This window comes from Conexibacter woesei DSM 14684, from assembly GCF_000025265.1.
In the GTDB taxonomy this organism is placed as follows: domain Bacteria; phylum Actinomycetota; class Thermoleophilia; order Solirubrobacterales; family Solirubrobacteraceae; genus Conexibacter; species Conexibacter woesei.
This window is the reverse complement of sequence record NC_013739.1, coordinates 2,769,154-2,785,687: the sequence shown is the minus strand read 5'-3', so window position 1 is coordinate 2,785,687 and position 16,534 is coordinate 2,769,154. Positions and strand designations below refer to the sequence as shown.

Below are 16,534 nucleotides of genomic sequence, written 5' to 3'. Positions count from 1 at the left end.
ATGTATACCGGCATCGGCAGACGCGTGCATGAGCGATGCGGTGCCAGCGGCATCGCGAGCGTCCTCGCGCCCGATCCGGCGATGCGTGCATCATTCGCCGCCATGGGCGCCGGCACCGACGATCGTCTCCCCCCGCTGATCGGGCGGGCTCGCGAGCTGAGGACGCTCGCCGACGCGCTCGACGCGCTCGCGTCCGACGGTGCCGGCAGCGCGCTGCCCGTGACCGGCGAGCCGGGGATCGGCAAGACGCGGCTGCTCGACGAGCTGCACGCTCGCGCGCTCGAACGCGGCGCGATCGTGCTGCGCGGACGTGCGGCGCCCGCGCACGGCGATCTCCCCTACGACGTCTTCGCCGAGGCGCTGCGCGAGCTGCACACGGCGTCCGCTCCGTCCGCCGGGGACCCGCTCGCGCATGACCGCGGGATCGCGCTCACGGCGCTGACCGGCGCGGTGCCCGAGCAGCGCTCCGGCGGCGACGAGCGCCACGCGATCTGGCGCGGCGTCCGCAGCCTGCTGGAGCAGGCCGCCGCCCGCGCGCCGGTCGTGCTGATCCTCGACGACGTGCACTGGGCCGACCGCGCCTCCGCCGGCCTGCTCGCCTACCTGCTGCGGCGGCCGCCGGCCGCGGCGGTGCTGCTCGCGCCGGCCTGGCGCGACGCGCACGACCGCGCGCTGACGCTGGAGCTGGTCGAGGCCGCGCGCGCGTCGCGCACCCGCCGCATCCAACCCCAGCACCTGACCGCGGAGGAGACCGCGCTGCTGATCGGCTCCCACCTCGACGCCGCGACGCTGCGGGCGGTCGTCGCCGAGAGCGGCGGCAACCCGTTCTACGCCGAGCAGCTCGGCCGCCAGCACGCGCCCGGCGCGGCGCTCGGCCTGACCGGCGCCCGCGCGCACCCGGCGGCGATCCCCGCCGACGCCGGCGTCCCGCAGAGCGTCGTCGCCGCCGTCCACGCCGAGCTGGACGCGCTCCCGCCGGCCGCCGGCCTGCTCGCGCGCGGCGCTGCGATCGCGGGCGACCCGTTCGAGCTGCAGCCGGCGCTGGCGGCCGCCGGGATCGACCCGCAGGCGGCGGAGGCAGCGCTCGACGCGCTCGCGGCGGCGGCGATCGTCGCGCCCGTACCCGGCGACCCGCTGCGCTTCTCGTTCCGCCATCCGATCGTCTGGCGCGCGCTCCACGACACGACGCCGGCCGGCTGGCGGATCGCCGCGCACGCGCGTGCCGCGACCGCGCTGGCGACGGCGGGCGCGCCGAACCGCCTGCGCGCGCACCACATCGCACGCTCCGCCGCGCTCGGCGACCTCGACGCCGTCGAGGCGCTGCGCGACGCGGCCGTCGCGGTGCTGCCGCAGTCGCCCGCGAGCGCCGCCGAGTGGGCCGCGGCCGCGCGCGGCCTGCTGCCCGAGGACGTGCCCGAGCAGGTAGAGCTGCTGGAGCTGGAGGCGCGCGCGCAACTCGCCAGCGGGCAGCTGGAGGCCGCGCACGCCGCCGCCGGCGCCGCGCTCGAGCTGGCCTCCGCGAACGACGCGCGGCGCAGCGGGCTGCTGCAGCAGGTCGTCTACCTGGAGATGCTGCTCGGCTGGTTCGACCAGGCTCGCGCCCGGCTCGCCACCGCCTACGAGCCCGGCCCTGACGGCGCCGCGCTGCGCGTCTTCCTCGCCGCGACGCTGCTCGTGCTGATCGACCCCGAGGCGGCGATCGCGGTCAGCGAGCTGCCTTCCCCGCCCGGCGTCCCCGACGATCCCGAGACCCGCGCCAGCCGCGCCGCGGTCCTTGCCGTCGCGGCGATCGCGCGGCAGGCGCTCGGCGACGTCGAGGCGGCGCTGCGCGACTGCGACGAAGCGTGCGCGCTGCTCGACGCAGTCGACCCCGACACGGCCGATCTGTGGGGTGAGGCGGCGCTGCTGCTGACGCTCGCCGAGCGGACGCTGGAGCGCGACGAGCAGGCGATGGCGCGGTTGCGCTCGCTGCTGCGCGCGCGCCGGCCGATGCGGCTGATCCACCTGCAGCTGCGCGCGGCCACCGACCTGGCGCTGACGCTCGCCGAGCGCGGCGAGCTGGCCGAGGCCGCGCCGCTGGCGGAGTCGGCCGTCGAGCTGGGCCGGATGGTCAACAGCCGCTGGCTGCTCGCGAACGCGATCGCCGCCCAGGTCGCCGTCGCGCGGCTGAGCGGCGACATGCCGCGCGCGCTCGCCGCGGCGCGCGAGGCGCTCGAGCAGCCGCTGGACCGCTCGCGCGCCTACCCCGGCCAGCAGCGCCGCACGCTCGGCGCGACCTACCTCGCCGCGGGCGACGCCGACGCCTGCGTCGGGCTCTTCCAGCGGTTGGGAGCGGTCGGCGCGGCCGACCTCGCGCCGGGCGGGCGCGTGCTCGTCTACGAGCTGCTGACGGAGGCCGAGCTGGTGCGGGGCGACGTCGGCGCCGCGCGCGCCGCCGTCGCCCAGGCGCGTGCGCACGCCGCCGAGCGCGGCGGCATGACGCTGACGCGGATGCGCGCGCTGCGGGCCGAGGCGCGGCTGCGGCTGGCGGAGGACGACGCGGCCGGTGCGGCGGCGCTGGCGCTCGAGTCGGCGGAGCTGGCCGCGGACGCCGGTGCCGAGCTGGAAGCGGCGCGGGCACGGCTGCTCGCCGGACAGGCGCTCGTGGCGGCGGGCCGGCGCGAGCAGGCGATAGAGGCGCTGACAGTGGCGGAGGAGTGCTTCGCGCGCCGCGGGATCGGGCTGCTGCGACCGCACGCGGTGCGCGAGCTGCGCGGCCTCGGGCGCCGCGTCGCCGCGCCCGCCGTCGGGACCGGCGTCCCGTCGCTGAGCGAGCGCGAGCGCGAGATCGCGGCGCTCGTCGCCGCCGGCGGGACGAATCGCGAGATCGCCGCGGCGCTCGTCGTCAGCCCGCGCACGGTCGAGACGCACGTGCGCAACCTCGTCCGCAAGCTCGGCGTCGCCGACCGCACCGAGGTCGCCGCCGCGATCGGGGCCGGGAGCCCGGGAACCGGGGCTCCGGCGGACGAACGTACGAGCGCCAGCCGTTCGCAGGGGCCGCGTGGATGACGCCGGCTGCCGCGCCGTGTAGGGTGACCGCCGCGATGGCGGAGCGGAATGTCTGACACCCCCTTTCTCGGCGAGCTGCGGCTGCTGAGCTTCAGCTTCGCCCCGAGAGGCTGGGCGCTGTGCAACAACCAGCTGCTGCCGATCAACCAGAACCAGGCGCTGTTCTCACTGCTCGGCACGATGTACGGCGGCGACGGGGAGGTCAACTTCGCGTTGCCCGACCTGCGCGGCCGCGTGCCGATCCACATGGGCGGCGGCTGGACGCAGGGCCAGAGATTCGGCGAGGAGTTCCACAGACTGACGGCGAACGAGCTGCCGCAGCACACGCATGCGCTGAACGCGTCCAGGCTGCCGACCGACCAGGCGACGCCCGCGCTGCTCGGCTCGGTCGAGAACGCGTACCGCTCGATCGGCGCGAACCCGTCCCCCGGCGACGTGACGACGCTCCACCCCGCGACGCTCGCCACCGCCGGCGGCAGCCAGCTCCATGAGAACCGCCCTCCGTCCCTCGTGCTGACGTGGTGCATCGCGCTCATCGGCATCTTCCCGAGCGCGAGCTGACGCGATGCCCTACGTCGGTGAGATCCGCATGTTCGCAGGGAGCTTCGCGCCCGTCGGGTGGATGTTCTGCCAGGGGCAGACGATCCCGATCTCCGAGAACGAGACGCTGTTCAACCTGATCGGCACGACCTACGGTGGCGACGGCCAGGAGACGTACCGCCTGCCGGACCTCCAGGGTCGCCTGCCCCTCCACATGGGCCAAGGGCCCGGCCTCTCGCAGTCGTACGTGATCGGCGAGCAGTTCGGCAGCGAGCAGGTGACGCTGACGGTCAACCAGATCCCGCAGCACAGCCACGGGGTCGTGGCCGCGAACGGCGGCGGCAGCACGTCGAGCCCGCAGGGCAACCTGCTCAGCAGCCCGCCGTCGCTGACCGAGTACGTCCGTGACACGCCGAATGCGCCGCTGCCGCCGCAGGCCGTCGGGCCCTACGGCGGCTCGCAGCCGCACGAGAACCGGATGCCGGTCCTCACGATCAACTACATCATCTCCATGTTCGGGGTCTTTCCCAGCCAATGACCGATCCGTTCGTCGCCGAGATCCGCATCTTCGGCTTCAACTTCCCGCCCCGCGGCTGGGCGTTCTGCGACGGCCAGCTGATGCCGATCTCCCAGAACACCGCGCTCTTCTCGCTGCTGGGGACGTTCTACGGCGGCGACGGCGCGTCGACGTTCGCGCTGCCCGACCTGCAGGGCCAGGCGGCGGTCGGGAGCGGACAGGGCCAGGGGCTGAGCGACTACTACCTCGGCCAGCAGGCCGGCAGCGAGTCGGTCTCGCTGATCGAGTCGGAGATCCCGAACCACTCGCACACGGCACAGGCGTCGTCGGCCCCCGCCGAGCTGCAGGCGCCCGCGAACGACCGCGCGCTGGCACGCTCCAGCGGCGGCTTCGCCTACCGCTCGGACCCGTCGGCCGGGCTCGTCCAGATGGATCCGCAGGCGCTCGCGCCGGTCGGCTCGGACTTCCCGCACAACAACATGCCGCCGGTGCTGACGCTCAACTTCTGCATCGCGCTGCAGGGCGTCTTCCCCCAGCGCCCGTAGGCGAGCGGCCGAGCGGGGCACGCCGGTGGCCGCATCCGCGGCCCCGCGGCTCCTACGCGAAGACGGCCTCGTAGCGGGCGCCGTCGGCGTCGACCGCGATCGGCACGATGAAGATCTCCAGGCGGCCGAGCGCGGCGTGCCGCAGCGGCACGATCTGCTGCGCGAGCTGAGGCTCGGCCGGCCCGCTGAAGACGAGCGCGAACGGCTGCCGCGGTTCGTCGCCGTCCGCGGGCGCAGGTCCGCGCGCCTCCGTCTCGGCGAGCACCAGCTCGATCGGCGGCGCGCCCTCGGGCTGCTCGATCGCGTACGGCTCCCCGATCGTCGCCGCGAACCGCTCGACCGTCAACGTCTGCAGATCGGTCATGACGAGCGGACCCGCTTGCGGATCTTCGTCACGCGCCCGTCGCGGGCGACGAGCGTGAGCGCCAGCTCGTAGCGTCTGCGCGCGAGCGCACGGCGGGAGGCGAAGCGCAGCCGCACGCGGCCGCTTCTGGAGACGCGCGCCGTGGCGCGGCCGACGGCCTTGCCGTCGCTCAGCAGGACCGCGCGGACGCTTGCGACCGCGGCGGCGTCGGCGAGCGCGACGTCGGCGACCGCGCTGCGGCGCGACGCCGAGCGCGTCAGCGAGATGCTGCGCACGCGCGGGACGACGCGGCCGGAGCGGGCGCGCCCTCTGCTCGCTCTCCGCCCGGAGGCGGCCGCGGCGCCCTGCGCGGGCGGTTGCGCGCCCTGAGGCTGTTCGGCCGGCGGCGCCGCCGGCGGCGCGACGACCGGCTCGCCCTCCTCCTCGTTGATCCCGGCGATCCGGATCGTGCGGTCGACGATCGCCTCGTAGGAGCGCACGACGCCGTCCTGCTCGACGGGGACGAGGAACAGCTCGACGTCGCCGAGCTGCGCGTGGCGCACCGTGCGAGTCCCCTGGCCGATCCCGGCCGGCCCGTCGAAGCGGAGCGCGAACGCGCCGTCGTGACCGCGCAGCTCGGGGATCGCCTCGGCGATCGGGAGGTCGGCGACGTCGCGCAGCGTGAGCCGCAGCGTCCGCTCGCCGGCGCTCAGCTCGAAGCCGGTGTCGGCGAGGCCGACCCAGCTGGAACGGCGCAGCCCGAGCGGCAGCGCCGCGGCCTCGGCGGTGGGGTCCAGGATCGTCCAGCCACTTGCGAACGAGGCGGTGGCGACACCGGCCGCCCCTGCCTGGAACAGGCGGCGCCGGTCGAAGCGGAGGGTATGCACCCCGCGATCATGACCGCTGCCGCGGCGGCGCGCAACGCGCACTGGACGGAGTGGCCGTCACGTGCCGATCGGTAGGCCAGATAGCGACAGAATGGTAGTGCAGAGGCCTGCATCCTGGTATCTTGGGCGTTGTGTCCCGTCCACCCTATGCCGCTCGCGTAGTCGACGTCGAGCTTGACGAGCTGACGGCTGCGCTGCCGGCGCTCGCGATCGAGGGCGCGAAGGGCGTCGGCAAGACCGCGACCGCGTTGCAGCGAGCCGCCGTCATCCACGAACTCGACGACCCCGCCCAGCGCGCCCTCGCGGCCGCAGATCCGGCGCGGCTCCTCGACGGCGCGGCACCGGTGCTGATAGACGAGTGGCAGTACGTGCCGGAGACGTGGGACCTCGTGCGCCGCGCCGTCGACGCCGGCGCCTCACCAGGCCGCTTCCTGCTGACTGGCTCGACGCGCCCGCCCGAGCGCGGCGCGCATTCCGGCGCCGCGCGGATCGTCAGCGTGCGGATGCGGCCGCTCGCCCTGTGCGAGCGCAGCATCGGGACTTCGTCGGTCAGCGTCGGGGAGCTGCTGACCGGCAGACAGGCACCGATCTCGGGAAGCTCCTCGGCTCGACTCGCCGACTACGTGGACGAGATCGTGGCGTCGGGCTTCCCCGGGCTGCGACCGATCTCGGGCCGCGCACTGCGGGCCCAGCTCGACGGCTACCTGCTGCGGATCGTCGATCGTGACTTCGAGGAGCTCGGGCACAACCTGCGCGACCCGGCAGCGCTGCGCCGTTGGATGACGGCGTACGCGGCGGCGTCGTCGACGACCGCCTCCTTCGAGACGATCCGCGACGCCGCCACCAGCGGCCATGGCGACAAGCCCGCGAAGACGACGACGATCCCCTACCGCGACGTGCTCGAACGACTGTGGATCGTCGACCCCGTCCCCGCGTGGCTGCCGACGCGCAACCGCATCACGCGGCTCTCCGCTCCACCGAAGCACCAGCTGGCCGACCCCGCGCTGGCCGCGCGCCTGCTCGGCGTCGACGCCGACGCGCTGCTCGACGGTCGTGCGGCCGGACCGCCGGTCCCGCGCGACGGACCGCTGCTCGGCTCGCTGTTCGAGTCGCTCGTCACGCTCTCGGTGCGGACGTGTGCCCAGGCGGCTGAGGCGACCGTGAAGCACCTGCGCACCGCCGGCGGCAGACGCGAGGTCGACCTGATCGTCGAACGTGCCGACGGGCGCGTCGTCGCGATCGAGGTCAAGCTCACGCGCGACGTCAAAGACCACGACGTGATGCACCTGCACTGGCTCCAGCGCCAGCTCGGCGACGACCTGCTCGACGCAGTCGTCGTCACGACAGGACCGGACGCGTACCGGCGCGCCGACGGGATCGCGGTCGTTCCGGCGGCCCTGCTGGGCCCCTGACCGCTACAGCCCTCTCCCCTCCTGCTCGCGCGCCCGCTCGCGGTCCTCGCTGTAGCCGACCTCGAGGAAGACGAGCGAGACGGCGATCGTCGCGGCGACGCCGACGATCCCCCAGCCGACGATCTGGCCGGTCGCGCCGCCGGCGGCGATCACGACGACGAGACCGGCGATCAGCAGCACGAGCGGGACGACCGCGCGGCGCAGCGCCGCACGCTGCCACTCCTCCCGGGGCGTTCTGCTCGGCGTCTCGTCGCCGGCCATGCAGCTGGCTTACCCGGCCGCGGCGCCGCCCAGCCGGGCTCAGCGGTCGGCCGGCAGGTGGCCGTGCTCGTAGCTCTGCTTCGCGAGCCGCAGGTAGACGAAGCTGTCCGTCGAGACGACGCCGTCGACGCCGCGCAGCTGCTCGGTCACGTCGAGCAGGTGCTGGTGGTCGCGGCAGACGATCTCCAGCATCAGGTCGAACTGGCCGGCGACGATCACGACGTAGCTGACCGCCTCGAACTCGGAGACGACGTCGGCGACCGCCTGCGGCGCGCCGCTCGTCTTGACGCCGACCATCGCCATCGCGTCGAAGCCGAGCGCGAGCGGGTTGGTGACGCCGACGACGTCGAGCACGCCGGCCTCGGTGAGGCGCTCGTAGCGGTTGCGGATCGTGCCCTCCGCGACGTCGAGGCGGCGGGCGATGTTGCGGAACGACTCGCGGCCGTCGGCCTGCAGCGTCTCGATGATCGCCCGGTCGAGATCGTCGATCGTCGCCGATCTCGCGATCGCGCCGCGTTTCCGGGCTGGCATGACCGCGATCGTACTGCATTGCACGCTTTGCGGAGTACGACCGCTGGACAGCTGCGCATCCATCCCGATAAGCTCGGTTTCGTTACGCAAAGCGCAACGAACGACAAGGACGGATGGCTCGTGGCTCACACCACTGACAGCACTTCTGCGCAGAACGTCGTCGGCGGCCGCAAGGTAGACGCGGTCGACGGCGCGACGCGCGAGATCGTCAACCCCGCCACGGGCGCGACGATCGGCGTCGTGCCCGAGGGCACCGGCGCCGACGTCGAGCGGGCCGTCGAGGCGGCGCGCGCCGCGAAGGCGGAGTGGCTCGACGCGACGCCGGGCGAGCGCGCGGGGGTCCTGCTCGGGATCGCCGACGTGATCGACGCCAACCGCGAGCAGCTCGCGCAGCTGGAGTCGGCCGACGCCGGCAAGCCGCTGGAGGCCGCCCGCGAGGAGATGGACGGCTGCGCCGACGTGCTGCGCTACTTCGCCGGCGCCGCCCGCAACCTCGAGGGCAAGGCCGCGGGCGAGTACATCAAGGGCTACACGTCGATGGTGCGGCGCGAGCCGATCGGCATCGTCGCCGGCATCGCACCGTGGAACTACCCGCTGATGATGGCCGCGTGGAAGCTCGGCCCGGCGCTCGCCGCCGGCAACGTGCAGATCCTCAAGCCGGCCGAGGGCACGCCGCTGTCACTGCTCGCGCTCGCCGACCTCACGCGCGACACGATCCCCACGGGCGTGCTGAACGTGATCACCGGCGACGGCCCCAACGTCGGCCAGAAGCTCGTCGAGCACCCCGCGATCGGGCTCGTCTCGCTGACCGGCGACGTCCGCACCGGCAAGACGATCGCCCGCACCGCGGCGGACACCCTCAAGCGCGTCCACCTGGAGCTGGGCGGCAAGGCGCCCGTCGTCGTGCTCGACGACGCGGACGTCGAGCAGGCCGTCGCGGCGATCCGCGTCGCCGGCTACTGGAACGCCGGCCAGGACTGCACCGCCGGCACTCGCATCATCGCCACGAAGGGCGTCTACGACCGGCTCGTCGAGCAGCTCGTCCCCGCGGTCGCGTCGCTGAAGGTCGGCGACCCCGCCGACGGCGACGAGATCGAGATGGGCCCGGTCATCTCCAAGCGCCAGCAGGAGCGGGCGTTCGGCTTCCTGGAGCGCGCGACCGCCGCCGGCGCCACGGTCCTCACGGGCGGCTCCAACGGCGCCGGCCCGGCCGGCGGCTCGTTCGTCGCCCCGACGATCGTCGCCGACGTGACGCAGGACAGCGAGATCGTCCAGAACGAGGTCTTCGGACCCGTCGTGACGATCCAGCGGGTCGACGACTACGCGCAGGCGCTCGCCTACGCCAACGACTCGCGCTACGGCCTGGCCGCCTCGGTCTTCACCGAGAACGTCGGCCGTGCCCTCGACGCCGCCCGCCGCCTGGAGTTCGGCTGCGTCTGGGTCAACGACCATCTCACCCCGATCACCTCGGAGATGCCGCACGGCGGCTTCAAGGAGTCGGGCTACGGCAAGGACATGTCGATGTACTCACTCGAGGACTACACGCAGGTCAAGCACGTCGCGATGCGGATCGGCATCTGATGACGGCGACCGCGAGCAATCCCAGCCCGACCGGCCTCGACCTGCAGCAGGCCGCGAAGGACCACCTCTGGATGCACTTCACGCGCATGAGCGCGTACGAGGACGCCCCCGTGCCGATCATCGCGCGCGGCGAGGGCTGCTACCTGGAGGACATCAACGGCAAGCGCTACCTCGACGCGCTCGCCGGCCTCTTCGCCGTCCAGATCGGCTACTCGCACGGCGAGGAGATCGGCGCGGCGGTGGCGGCGCAGATGCAGGAGCTGCCCTACTACACGAACTGGAGCTACGCGCACCCGCGCGCGATCGAGCTGGCGAAGGAGATCGCCGACCTCGCGCCGGGCGACCTCAACCGCGTCTTCTTCACCAACAGCGGCTCGGAGGCGGTCGAGTCGGCGTGGAAGCTCGCGCGCCAGTTCCACACGGCCAACGGCGAGCGCCGCTGGAAGGCGATCGGCCGCGACGTGGCGTACCACGGCGCGACGATGGGCGCGCTCTCGATCAACGGCGTCGCGCCGATCCGCACGCCGTTCGAGCCGCTCGTGCCGCAGGTCGGCCATGTCCGCAACACGAACCGCTTCCGCCGCCCCGAGGGCGAGACGGAGGAGCAGTTCACGCAGTTCCTGCTCGACGACCTCGAGCACCGGATCCTGTCCGAGGGACCGGAGACGGTCGCGATGGTGATCATGGAGCCGGTGCAGAACTCCGGCGGCGCGTTCACTCCCCCGGCCGGCTACTTCCAGGGCGTCCGCGCGCTCTGCGACGAGCACGGCATCCTGCTCTGCGCTGACGAGGTGATCACGGCGTTCGGCCGCATCGACGGCTGGTTCGCCTCCGAGCACTACGACATCAAGCCGGACCTGATCACGATGGCGAAGGGCATGTCGTCGGCGTACGCGTCGATCGGCGCCGTCGTCGCGTCCGACCGCGTCGCCGAGCCGTTCCTGCACGGCGCCGAGTCGTTCATGCACGGCCTCACGTTCGGCGGACACCCCGTCCAAACGGCGATCGCGCTGAAGAACATCGAGATCATGAAGCGCGAGCGGGTCGTCGAGGGCGTCGCGGAGAGAACCGCCGCGTTCCGCCAGACGCTCTCCCAGCTGCTCGAGCTGCCGATCGCCGGCGACCTGCGCGGCACCGGCTTCTTCTTCGCGCTGGAGCTGGTGAAGGACAACGAGACCAACGCGACGTTCACCGACGACGAGGCCGAGAAGCTGCTGCGCGGCTTCCTCTCCGAGCGCCTCTACGACGCCGGCATCATCTGCCGCGCCGACGACCGCGGCGATCCGGTCGTGCAGATCTCCCCGCCGCTCGTCGCCGGCCAGGCCGAGTTCGACGAGATCGCCGGCATCCTCGGCGAGGTGCTGGGCGAGGCCAGCAGACTGGTCGGGCACTGATCCCGCCCGCGGGAGCCGTCGCGCTTTCCGCTTCGCAGGACCGGGGCCTCGTCGTACGACGCGGCCCCGCTGCGTTCTCAGCTCGTCGCGATCACCAGGATATGACCGCGCCGGTCGAGAGCGACACGTCCGTCGCCAATCTGTTGCTCCAGCAGAAGTTGGCGCCTAGCGTTCTGATCAGGTTGAGCTCGCCGGTGGCAGTCACGGTGCTCGCACCGTTCGTCACTCTGCCTCTCAGCGTGCCCGCGTATAGGCACTCGCCTCTCGTCAGCGCGCTTGTCAGTAGGAACCGCAGGTTCGACACCGTCGCGGTCCCCGACGCACTGCCGGCGGCATCGCCCACGATCGCCACGTCGACCGGCACGGTCGACGTGACTAGGCTGGCGTTCCCCAGGTTGAACTCGCTTCCACAACCAGAGAGCGTGAGCGCGGAGACGCTCCCTGCCGCCCCGAGCGAGGTCCCGGCCAGCACGATGTTCACGCCGGAGAGCGTGCACGAAGAGACGCCGAACGGCGTTCTGAACACCAGTCTGCCCGTGTCGGTGGTCGAGCTGTAGGGATTGGGACTGACGGCGGCGACTGCGCTGCCGCTGACGAACGCTGCGCATACGAGCGCGATTGCCGTGCCGAGCAAGCAGGTGGCACGCTTCACAAGCGACATCTGTTGCCTTTCGTTGAATGCGGGCGGACTACCAGCTGATCGTGGCGCCGGTCGAGAGCGTCAAGGTCACGCTCTCGGCGCTCGCGCACGCGTTGCTGCCTATCTGTCTGTACAACGAGAGGGTCCCGGCGACCGTCACTGCGCTCGCTCCGTTCGCCACCCGGCCCGTGAGCGCGCCCTGGTATAGGCACGTGCCGCCGAGGACGTTGTACGTCACGAACAGGACGTTGGTGAACGTCGCCGTCCCCATCGCGCTCGCGGGTGCGTCGCCGACGATCGTCACGCCGATCGTCGAGCCCGCTAGGCCGAGGTTCACGGCGGTCACCGGGCCGCTGCATCTGCCGAATCTCGCCGCGGAGATCGCGCCCGACGCTCCGGCACCGGTGCCCGACAGTCTGACCGAGACGCCGCTCATCGCGCAGTTCGTCGTGCCGAACAGGGATCTGAGCGTCAGGCTGCCGGTGTCCGTCGACGCGGAGTACGGGTCGGGGCTGATCGCCGCGCTCGCCGAGCCCGCCAGCGCTCCGGCGCAGAGAGCCCCTGTCGTGCCGAGGGCGAGAGCAGCGTGCCTGCTGTTCCTCGTCAGGAACTTGCTCGCGGTCACCATGTCACCGTCGCCCCCGTCGCGATCGACAGGGTGACTCCGAGCGTCGAGAACACCGTGCAGCCGCCGGCCCCTAGGTGTCTGAACAATCTCAGGCCGGTGCCGACCGTCAGCGTGCTCGCGCCGTTTGCCACTCTGCCGCTCAGCGTGCCCGCGTATAGGCATTGACCGCCTGTGATGTGTCTCACTAGGACCCGCACGTCAGTCATCGTCACCGTTCCCGAGCCGCTGCCGGGCGCGTCTCCGACGATCGCGACGTCGATCGGCGCCGTGCCGGTGACTAGGCTCGCGTCGACGGTCGAGAACTCCACACCGCACGTCGAGAACGCGAGTGCTGAAATGCTCCCCGCAGCACCCGACGACGTGCTGGCGAGCGCGAGGTTCACCCCCGACACCGTGCATCTGCTTATCCCGAAACTCGTGGTGAGCGTCACGACCCCGGTGTCGGTCGCCGAGCTGTAGGGGTTCGGGCTCACCGCTGCATGCGACGAGCCCGTCAGCATCGCAGCGAACGCAACTGCTGTGCCGACCACGCAGGTGGCACGTTTCACAAGCGACATCTCATGCCTTTCGTTTGAAGCGGATGGAGCTACCAGCTGACCGTTGCGCCTGTCGACACGGTCAATCTCGCGTGAAACAGGTTGTCTATGGTGCACGAGCCAGGTCTTAGGTTTCTGATCAGTCTCAGCCACGCGCCGGCAGTGAACGTGCTCGCCCCGTTCGTGACCGTGCCCGTCAGCGTCCCCGCGTATAGGCACTCCGGGCCGGCCACGTGTCTGACTAGGAACCGCACGTCCGTGAACGTCACGGTGCCCGAAGCGCTGCCCGGCGCGGCACCGGCGATCGACACGCCGATCGGCACGGTGCTCGTGACTAGGCTCGCGTCGACGGCGGTGAACTCAGCGCCGCAACCCGAGAGGCTCGCAGCGGAGATGCTCCCCGCTGCACCGAGCGACGTGCCGGCGAGCGCGAGGTTCACGCCCGACACCGCGCAGTTGCTCATACCGTACGCAGTCGTGAACGTCAGTCTCCCCGTGTCAGTCGTCGAGCTGTAGGGGTTCGGGCTCACCGCTGCATGCGACGAGCCCGCCGCGAGCACGGCGAACACAAGCGTCATTCCCACCACGCGGGCGGCACGTTGAACAAACGACATTGTCGTCCTCTCGATCGATCAGTTCAATTGATTTCGCTGCCACTCACCACGTTATCGTCCCGCCGGTGACGAGCGTGATCGTGATGCTGCCGGGGCTGTCGCATATGCCGCTCACTCTTCTGAACAACGCGATGGTGCCGGCGACAGTCATCGACGTCGCCCCGTTGGAGATCCGCCCGCTCAACGTGCCCGCGTATAGACAGACGCCGAACGACGTCGTGACCTCGGTCGCCACATCTCTGAAGGTGACGGTGCCCATCGCGCTGCCCGGCGAGTCGCCGACGATCGAGATTCTGATCGGCGTCGTCGCGCTTAGCAGCAGAGTCCATCTTCTCGCGACGCCGGTGCAGGACGACGCCGTCCCGGCGCTGACGGCCCCCTGCGCGCCGAGCGATACGCCGGTGAATCTCGCCGCGACTGCTCTCAAGGGGCAGCTGCCCGCCCCGAACACGGAAGCGATGCTGATGGTGCCGGTGTCGGTCCCGGAGGCGTAGGGGTCCGGGACGACGCCTGCCGAGGACGGCGCGGACGTCGAGGCCGTCGCCGCGAGCGCGATGCCGGCGACGAGCGCCGCACGCGTCAGGTGCTTCTTCCAGAGGTCGTTCATTCGAAGCTCATCCGCATCACCACGTTATGGTCGCGGCGGTCGAGATCGACATCGTGATGCTCACGGTCGCGTCGCAGAATCCGCTCAATCTTCTGAACAGCGGAAGGGTTCCGGTCATGCTGGCCGCACCCAGCGGCTGCGCGACCCGCCCGGTCATGCTGCCCGTGTATAGGCAGCTGCCACCGGCCGCGTTGCCCGTGACGAGCTGGCCGCTCGTGATCGCCGCGGTGCCCATCGGACTGCCCGGACTGTCGCCCGTGATCGAGAAGCCGATCGGCGTGCCGCCTAGCCCGGCGCCGGTGAGCCACGCCGCCCCCGTACAACTGGACGCCGTCGCGCTCGTGATCACGCCGCTCGCTCCGAGCGTGGTTCCCGTGAGTCTCAGCGAGACGGCTCTCAGCGCGCAGCTCCCCGTGCCGAGCAGTGGCGAGGTGACGTTCACTCTGCCTGTGTCGACGGCGGAGCTGTACGGGTCCGACGGCGTGATCGCGGCATGTGCCGCTCCACCCGTCAGCAGCAGCGCCGTCGAAGCGACGGTCGCAGCGGTCGCGGTCAGATGCCTCAATTTCATGTCATTTCCCCCCATGGTCACCACGTTATGGTCGCGGCGGTCGAGATCGTCATGCTCACGTCTTGGGACGCCGTGCAGACACCGCTTAGCGTCGCGACGAGTCTTGCGGCAGGATTCCGCACGGTTATGGCAGCCGAGCCGTTCGCGACGCTACCTGTGAGCGTCCCGCCATATAGGCAGCGCGCGATCATGCCGTTGAGCGTGAATAGCACGCGCGCGTCTCTCAACGTGGCCGTACCCTGGGCGCTGCCCGGTGAAGCTCCGGCGATCGCCAACCAGGCCGGGGCGGCGCCGGTGACTAGCGTCGCGCTCGCCCCCATCGCGATCCCCGTGCAGGTGCTCGGCGTGAGGCTCGGGATGTTTCCGGAGGCCCCCAGCGGCGCACCCGCGAGGATCACCGAGACGCTCGAGAGGCCGCATGTGAGCGTCCCGAGTATCGATCTCGACGTGATGCTCCCGGTTGCGGTCGTCGTGCTGTAGGGATCCGGGCTGATGGTTGCGGACGACGACCCGGAACCGAGTACGGCCACGACGACCGCCACGCCGGCCGCGAGGCCGGCGCGTCTCAACCGCTTCATTGAACTTGCCTTTCATTCGCAATGCTCGACACAACGGCACCGCGCAGCGTCCAGCTCGCCAACGCTCCCAACGACAAACCGTTGACCGCAACGCATCGCGAATTCAACCCGACGCCGACGGCAGGCGCACAGCCTGGCGCGACTTACGCTACCACGGCGCAAAAACTCAATGCAACTTGTCTGCATATCGTCAACAAGCCGAGCTCACGAGCAGCGCCCGAGCAGCGCCCGACCTCACCCCCGTGCCATCGCCGCGCTCGCGAGCTGCGGCACGACCTCGCGTGCAGCCCAGCGGACGCTCAACGCCGAGGGCAGCGTCAGCGCCGTCACCGGCTCGAACCCGAGCGCGACGTAGCGTCCCTCCCTGACGACTCGCAGCGGCGCGAACGTCGGCGCGCGCTCGACCTCCGCGAGCACCTGCGGCGTGACGGCGCTGCCGACGAGCAGGTCGGTGTCGAGCAGGTCGTAGCGCTCCTTGGAGAGGAGCGCGCGGCCGCCGTCGCCGCCGAGCGTCTGGACCTTCGGGTCGAGTCGCATGCCGAGGTCCGACAGGAAGCGCACGAACGCGTCGCCGGGATCTGTGACCGTGCCGAGTCCGTCAGGACTTGCGAGGAAGACGGCGAACGAGCGGCCCTCGAACGCTTCCGCGCGTCTGCGCGCGGCGACCCGCACGTCGCGCTCGGCCGCGTCGACCAGCTCCTGCGCCCGGGCCTCGCGCCCGAGCGCACTGCCGATCCGCAGCGTCGACTGCTGCCACGTGTCCGTCAGCGGGGCTCCGGCGAAGTGGACCGTCGGCGCGATCTCGGACAGGCGCGCGTAGAGCGTGGCGTCGAGCAGGTAGGTGTTCGTCGCGAGGATCAGGTCGGGGCGCAGCGCAGCGATCCTCTCGATCGGGATCTCCGCGTCGAGGTCGAGCAGCGCCGGCGCCGCCGTGCCGCGCAGCGCATCGGCCCGCCAGCTCTGGATCCCGCCCGGCACGCCGCTCACGCGCGGCATCGCGACGAGCGGCGCGCCGAGCGCGATCGCGCCGTCGGCGGCGGCGTAGTCGAGCGCTACGACGCGTCTCGGCGCGGCGGCGATCGTCGCGTCGCCGAATCTCGACGCGATCGTGACGGGAAACGCGCCCTCCTCCGCGGTTGCCGCGGTCGCAGAGCCGCGGTCGCCTGTCGCGTCGTCGCCGCTGCCGCAGGCGGACAGGACGACGATCGCGAGGAGGGCGGCGAGGACGAGCGCGGCGCGCGGACGGACGGCGGTCGGATGGCCAGCGGCGGCCCGCGGGTGGAGCCTCACGGGCCCACGGC

General features: G+C 71.9%; 19 protein-coding genes. 8 read left to right on the top strand and 11 right to left on the bottom strand.

Features of this window, described 5'->3' with window-relative positions; genetic code table 11:
* Positions 1 to 102: 102 nt before the first annotated feature.
* Genes CWOE_RS32785 through CWOE_RS13000 form a run of 4 tightly spaced genes read left to right on the top strand, consistent with a single transcriptional unit; the run spans position 103 to position 4,650 of the window.
* Positions 103 to 3,048: a helix-turn-helix transcriptional regulator gene (locus tag CWOE_RS32785; RefSeq protein WP_012934080.1), complete on the top strand. Its 2,946-nt coding sequence runs from the start codon at positions 103 to 105 to the stop codon at positions 3,046 to 3,048.
* Positions 3,049 to 3,096: 48 nt separating this feature from the next.
* Complete coding sequence (locus CWOE_RS13010; RefSeq protein WP_012934079.1) at positions 3,097 to 3,609, top strand: phage tail protein; 513 nt, start codon at positions 3,097 to 3,099, stop codon at positions 3,607 to 3,609.
* A gap of 4 nt (positions 3,610 to 3,613) precedes the next feature.
* Entirely contained in the window at positions 3,614 to 4,126 is a 513-nt protein-coding gene (locus CWOE_RS13005) for a phage tail protein (protein WP_012934078.1), read from the top strand.
* Positions 4,123 to 4,650, top strand: a complete 528-nt coding sequence (locus tag CWOE_RS13000; RefSeq protein WP_012934077.1) for a phage tail protein — start codon at positions 4,123 to 4,125, stop codon at positions 4,648 to 4,650. Before CWOE_RS13005 ends, CWOE_RS13000 begins: the two co-directional genes overlap by 4 nt.
* Before the next feature lie 52 nt (positions 4,651 to 4,702).
* On the opposite strand, the gene CWOE_RS12995 is transcribed toward CWOE_RS13000, so the two are convergent.
* Positions 4,703 to 5,014 carry a DUF6916 family protein gene (locus CWOE_RS12995; RefSeq protein WP_012934076.1) on the bottom strand — a complete coding sequence of 104 codons (312 nt, stop codon included), beginning with the start codon at positions 5,012 to 5,014 and terminating at the stop codon, positions 4,703 to 4,705.
* Positions 5,011 to 5,880 carry a DUF6916 family protein gene (locus CWOE_RS12990; protein ID WP_012934075.1) on the bottom strand — a complete coding sequence of 290 codons (870 nt, stop codon included), beginning with the start codon at positions 5,878 to 5,880 and terminating at the stop codon, positions 5,011 to 5,013. The genes CWOE_RS12995 and CWOE_RS12990 overlap by 4 nt, the downstream gene beginning before the upstream one ends.
* A 131-nt stretch (positions 5,881 to 6,011) precedes the next feature.
* Here CWOE_RS12990 and CWOE_RS12985 point away from each other — a divergent pair, with 131 nt between their 5' ends.
* Complete coding sequence (locus CWOE_RS12985) at positions 6,012 to 7,292, top strand: ATP-binding protein (RefSeq protein WP_012934074.1); 1,281 nt, start codon at positions 6,012 to 6,014, stop codon at positions 7,290 to 7,292.
* 3 nt (positions 7,293 to 7,295) lie between these two features.
* On the opposite strand, the gene CWOE_RS12980 is transcribed toward CWOE_RS12985, so the two are convergent.
* On the bottom strand, positions 7,296 to 7,553 hold the full coding sequence (locus CWOE_RS12980) for a hypothetical protein (RefSeq protein ID WP_012934073.1): 258 nt from the start codon (positions 7,551 to 7,553) through the stop codon (positions 7,296 to 7,298).
* A gap of 39 nt (positions 7,554 to 7,592) precedes the next feature.
* Positions 7,593 to 8,084 carry an Lrp/AsnC family transcriptional regulator gene (locus tag CWOE_RS12975; RefSeq protein ID WP_012934072.1) on the bottom strand — a complete coding sequence of 164 codons (492 nt, stop codon included), beginning with the start codon at positions 8,082 to 8,084 and terminating at the stop codon, positions 7,593 to 7,595.
* A 120-nt stretch (positions 8,085 to 8,204) separates the two neighbouring features.
* Between CWOE_RS12975 and CWOE_RS12970 the strand changes: the two genes are divergently transcribed.
* A complete protein-coding gene (locus tag CWOE_RS12970) occupies positions 8,205 to 9,665 on the top strand; it encodes an aminobutyraldehyde dehydrogenase (RefSeq protein ID WP_012934071.1) in 1,461 nt (486 codons plus the stop codon).
* Positions 9,665 to 11,059, top strand: coding sequence for an aspartate aminotransferase family protein (locus CWOE_RS12965; RefSeq protein ID WP_012934070.1), 1,395 nt, complete (start codon positions 9,665 to 9,667; stop codon positions 11,057 to 11,059). Before CWOE_RS12970 ends, CWOE_RS12965 begins: the two co-directional genes overlap by 1 nt.
* Positions 11,060 to 11,150: 91 nt before the next feature.
* On the opposite strand, the gene CWOE_RS32015 is transcribed toward CWOE_RS12965, so the two are convergent.
* The 6 genes from CWOE_RS32015 to CWOE_RS12935 all read right to left on the bottom strand — a co-directional run bounded on the left by CWOE_RS32015 (position 11,151) and on the right by CWOE_RS12935 (position 14,655).
* Positions 11,151 to 11,693 carry a hypothetical protein gene (locus CWOE_RS32015; RefSeq protein ID WP_236262277.1) on the bottom strand — a complete coding sequence of 181 codons (543 nt, stop codon included), beginning with the start codon at positions 11,691 to 11,693 and terminating at the stop codon, positions 11,151 to 11,153.
* Positions 11,694 to 11,748: 55 nt separating this feature from the next.
* On the bottom strand, positions 11,749 to 12,324 hold the full coding sequence (locus CWOE_RS12955) for a hypothetical protein (protein ID WP_236262276.1): 576 nt from the start codon (positions 12,322 to 12,324) through the stop codon (positions 11,749 to 11,751).
* Positions 12,321 to 12,800, bottom strand: a complete 480-nt coding sequence (locus CWOE_RS32010; RefSeq protein ID WP_236262275.1) for a hypothetical protein — start codon at positions 12,798 to 12,800, stop codon at positions 12,321 to 12,323. The genes CWOE_RS12955 and CWOE_RS32010 overlap by 4 nt, the downstream gene beginning before the upstream one ends.
* Before the next feature lie 113 nt (positions 12,801 to 12,913).
* A complete protein-coding gene (locus tag CWOE_RS12945) occupies positions 12,914 to 13,393 on the bottom strand; it encodes a hypothetical protein (RefSeq protein ID WP_236262274.1) in 480 nt (159 codons plus the stop codon).
* A 127-nt stretch (positions 13,394 to 13,520) separates the two neighbouring features.
* Positions 13,521 to 14,084 (bottom strand): hypothetical protein, encoded by a 564-nt coding sequence (locus CWOE_RS12940; protein WP_012934065.1) that lies wholly within the window; start codon positions 14,082 to 14,084, stop codon positions 13,521 to 13,523.
* 16 nt (positions 14,085 to 14,100) lie between these two features.
* The gene (locus tag CWOE_RS12935; RefSeq protein ID WP_012934064.1) at positions 14,101 to 14,655 is read right to left on the bottom strand and encodes a hypothetical protein; all 555 of its coding nucleotides are present in this window, start codon (positions 14,653 to 14,655) and stop codon (positions 14,101 to 14,103) included.
* A 27-nt stretch (positions 14,656 to 14,682) separates the two neighbouring features.
* Between CWOE_RS12935 and CWOE_RS12930 the strand changes: the two genes are divergently transcribed.
* Entirely contained in the window at positions 14,683 to 15,135 is a 453-nt protein-coding gene (locus CWOE_RS12930; protein ID WP_041730470.1) for a hypothetical protein, read from the top strand.
* A gap of 332 nt (positions 15,136 to 15,467) precedes the next feature.
* On the opposite strand, the gene CWOE_RS12925 is transcribed toward CWOE_RS12930, so the two are convergent.
* Complete coding sequence (locus tag CWOE_RS12925; RefSeq protein WP_041730469.1) at positions 15,468 to 16,523, bottom strand: ABC transporter substrate-binding protein; 1,056 nt, start codon at positions 16,521 to 16,523, stop codon at positions 15,468 to 15,470.
* Between the last annotated feature and the right edge of the window lie 11 nt (positions 16,524 to 16,534).

Bases quoted from the DNA above. Each gene is read 5' to 3' on its own strand.
- CWOE_RS12940 (WP_012934065.1), bottom strand. From the start codon at position 14,084: ATGAACGACCTCTGGAAGAAGCACCTGACGCGTGCGGCGCTCGTCGCC.
- CWOE_RS32785 (WP_012934080.1), top strand. From the start codon at position 103: ATGGGCGCCGGCACCGACGATCGTCTCCCCCCGCTGATCGGGCGGGCT.
- CWOE_RS13010 (WP_012934079.1), top strand. From the start codon at position 3,097: ATGTCTGACACCCCCTTTCTCGGCGAGCTGCGGCTGCTGAGCTTCAGC.
- CWOE_RS12995 (WP_012934076.1), bottom strand. From the start codon at position 5,014: ATGACCGATCTGCAGACGTTGACGGTCGAGCGGTTCGCGGCGACGATC.
- CWOE_RS12980 (WP_012934073.1), bottom strand. From the start codon at position 7,553: ATGGCCGGCGACGAGACGCCGAGCAGAACGCCCCGGGAGGAGTGGCAG.
- CWOE_RS12935 (WP_012934064.1), bottom strand. From the start codon at position 14,655: ATGAAATTGAGGCATCTGACCGCGACCGCTGCGACCGTCGCTTCGACG.
- CWOE_RS12965 (WP_012934070.1), top strand. From the start codon at position 9,665: ATGACGGCGACCGCGAGCAATCCCAGCCCGACCGGCCTCGACCTGCAG.
- CWOE_RS12930 (WP_041730470.1), top strand. From the start codon at position 14,683: ATGGTCGCGGCGGTCGAGATCGTCATGCTCACGTCTTGGGACGCCGTG.
- CWOE_RS13000 (WP_012934077.1), top strand. From the start codon at position 4,123: ATGACCGATCCGTTCGTCGCCGAGATCCGCATCTTCGGCTTCAACTTC.
- CWOE_RS13005 (WP_012934078.1), top strand. From the start codon at position 3,614: ATGCCCTACGTCGGTGAGATCCGCATGTTCGCAGGGAGCTTCGCGCCC.
- CWOE_RS12975 (WP_012934072.1), bottom strand. From the start codon at position 8,084: ATGCCAGCCCGGAAACGCGGCGCGATCGCGAGATCGGCGACGATCGAC.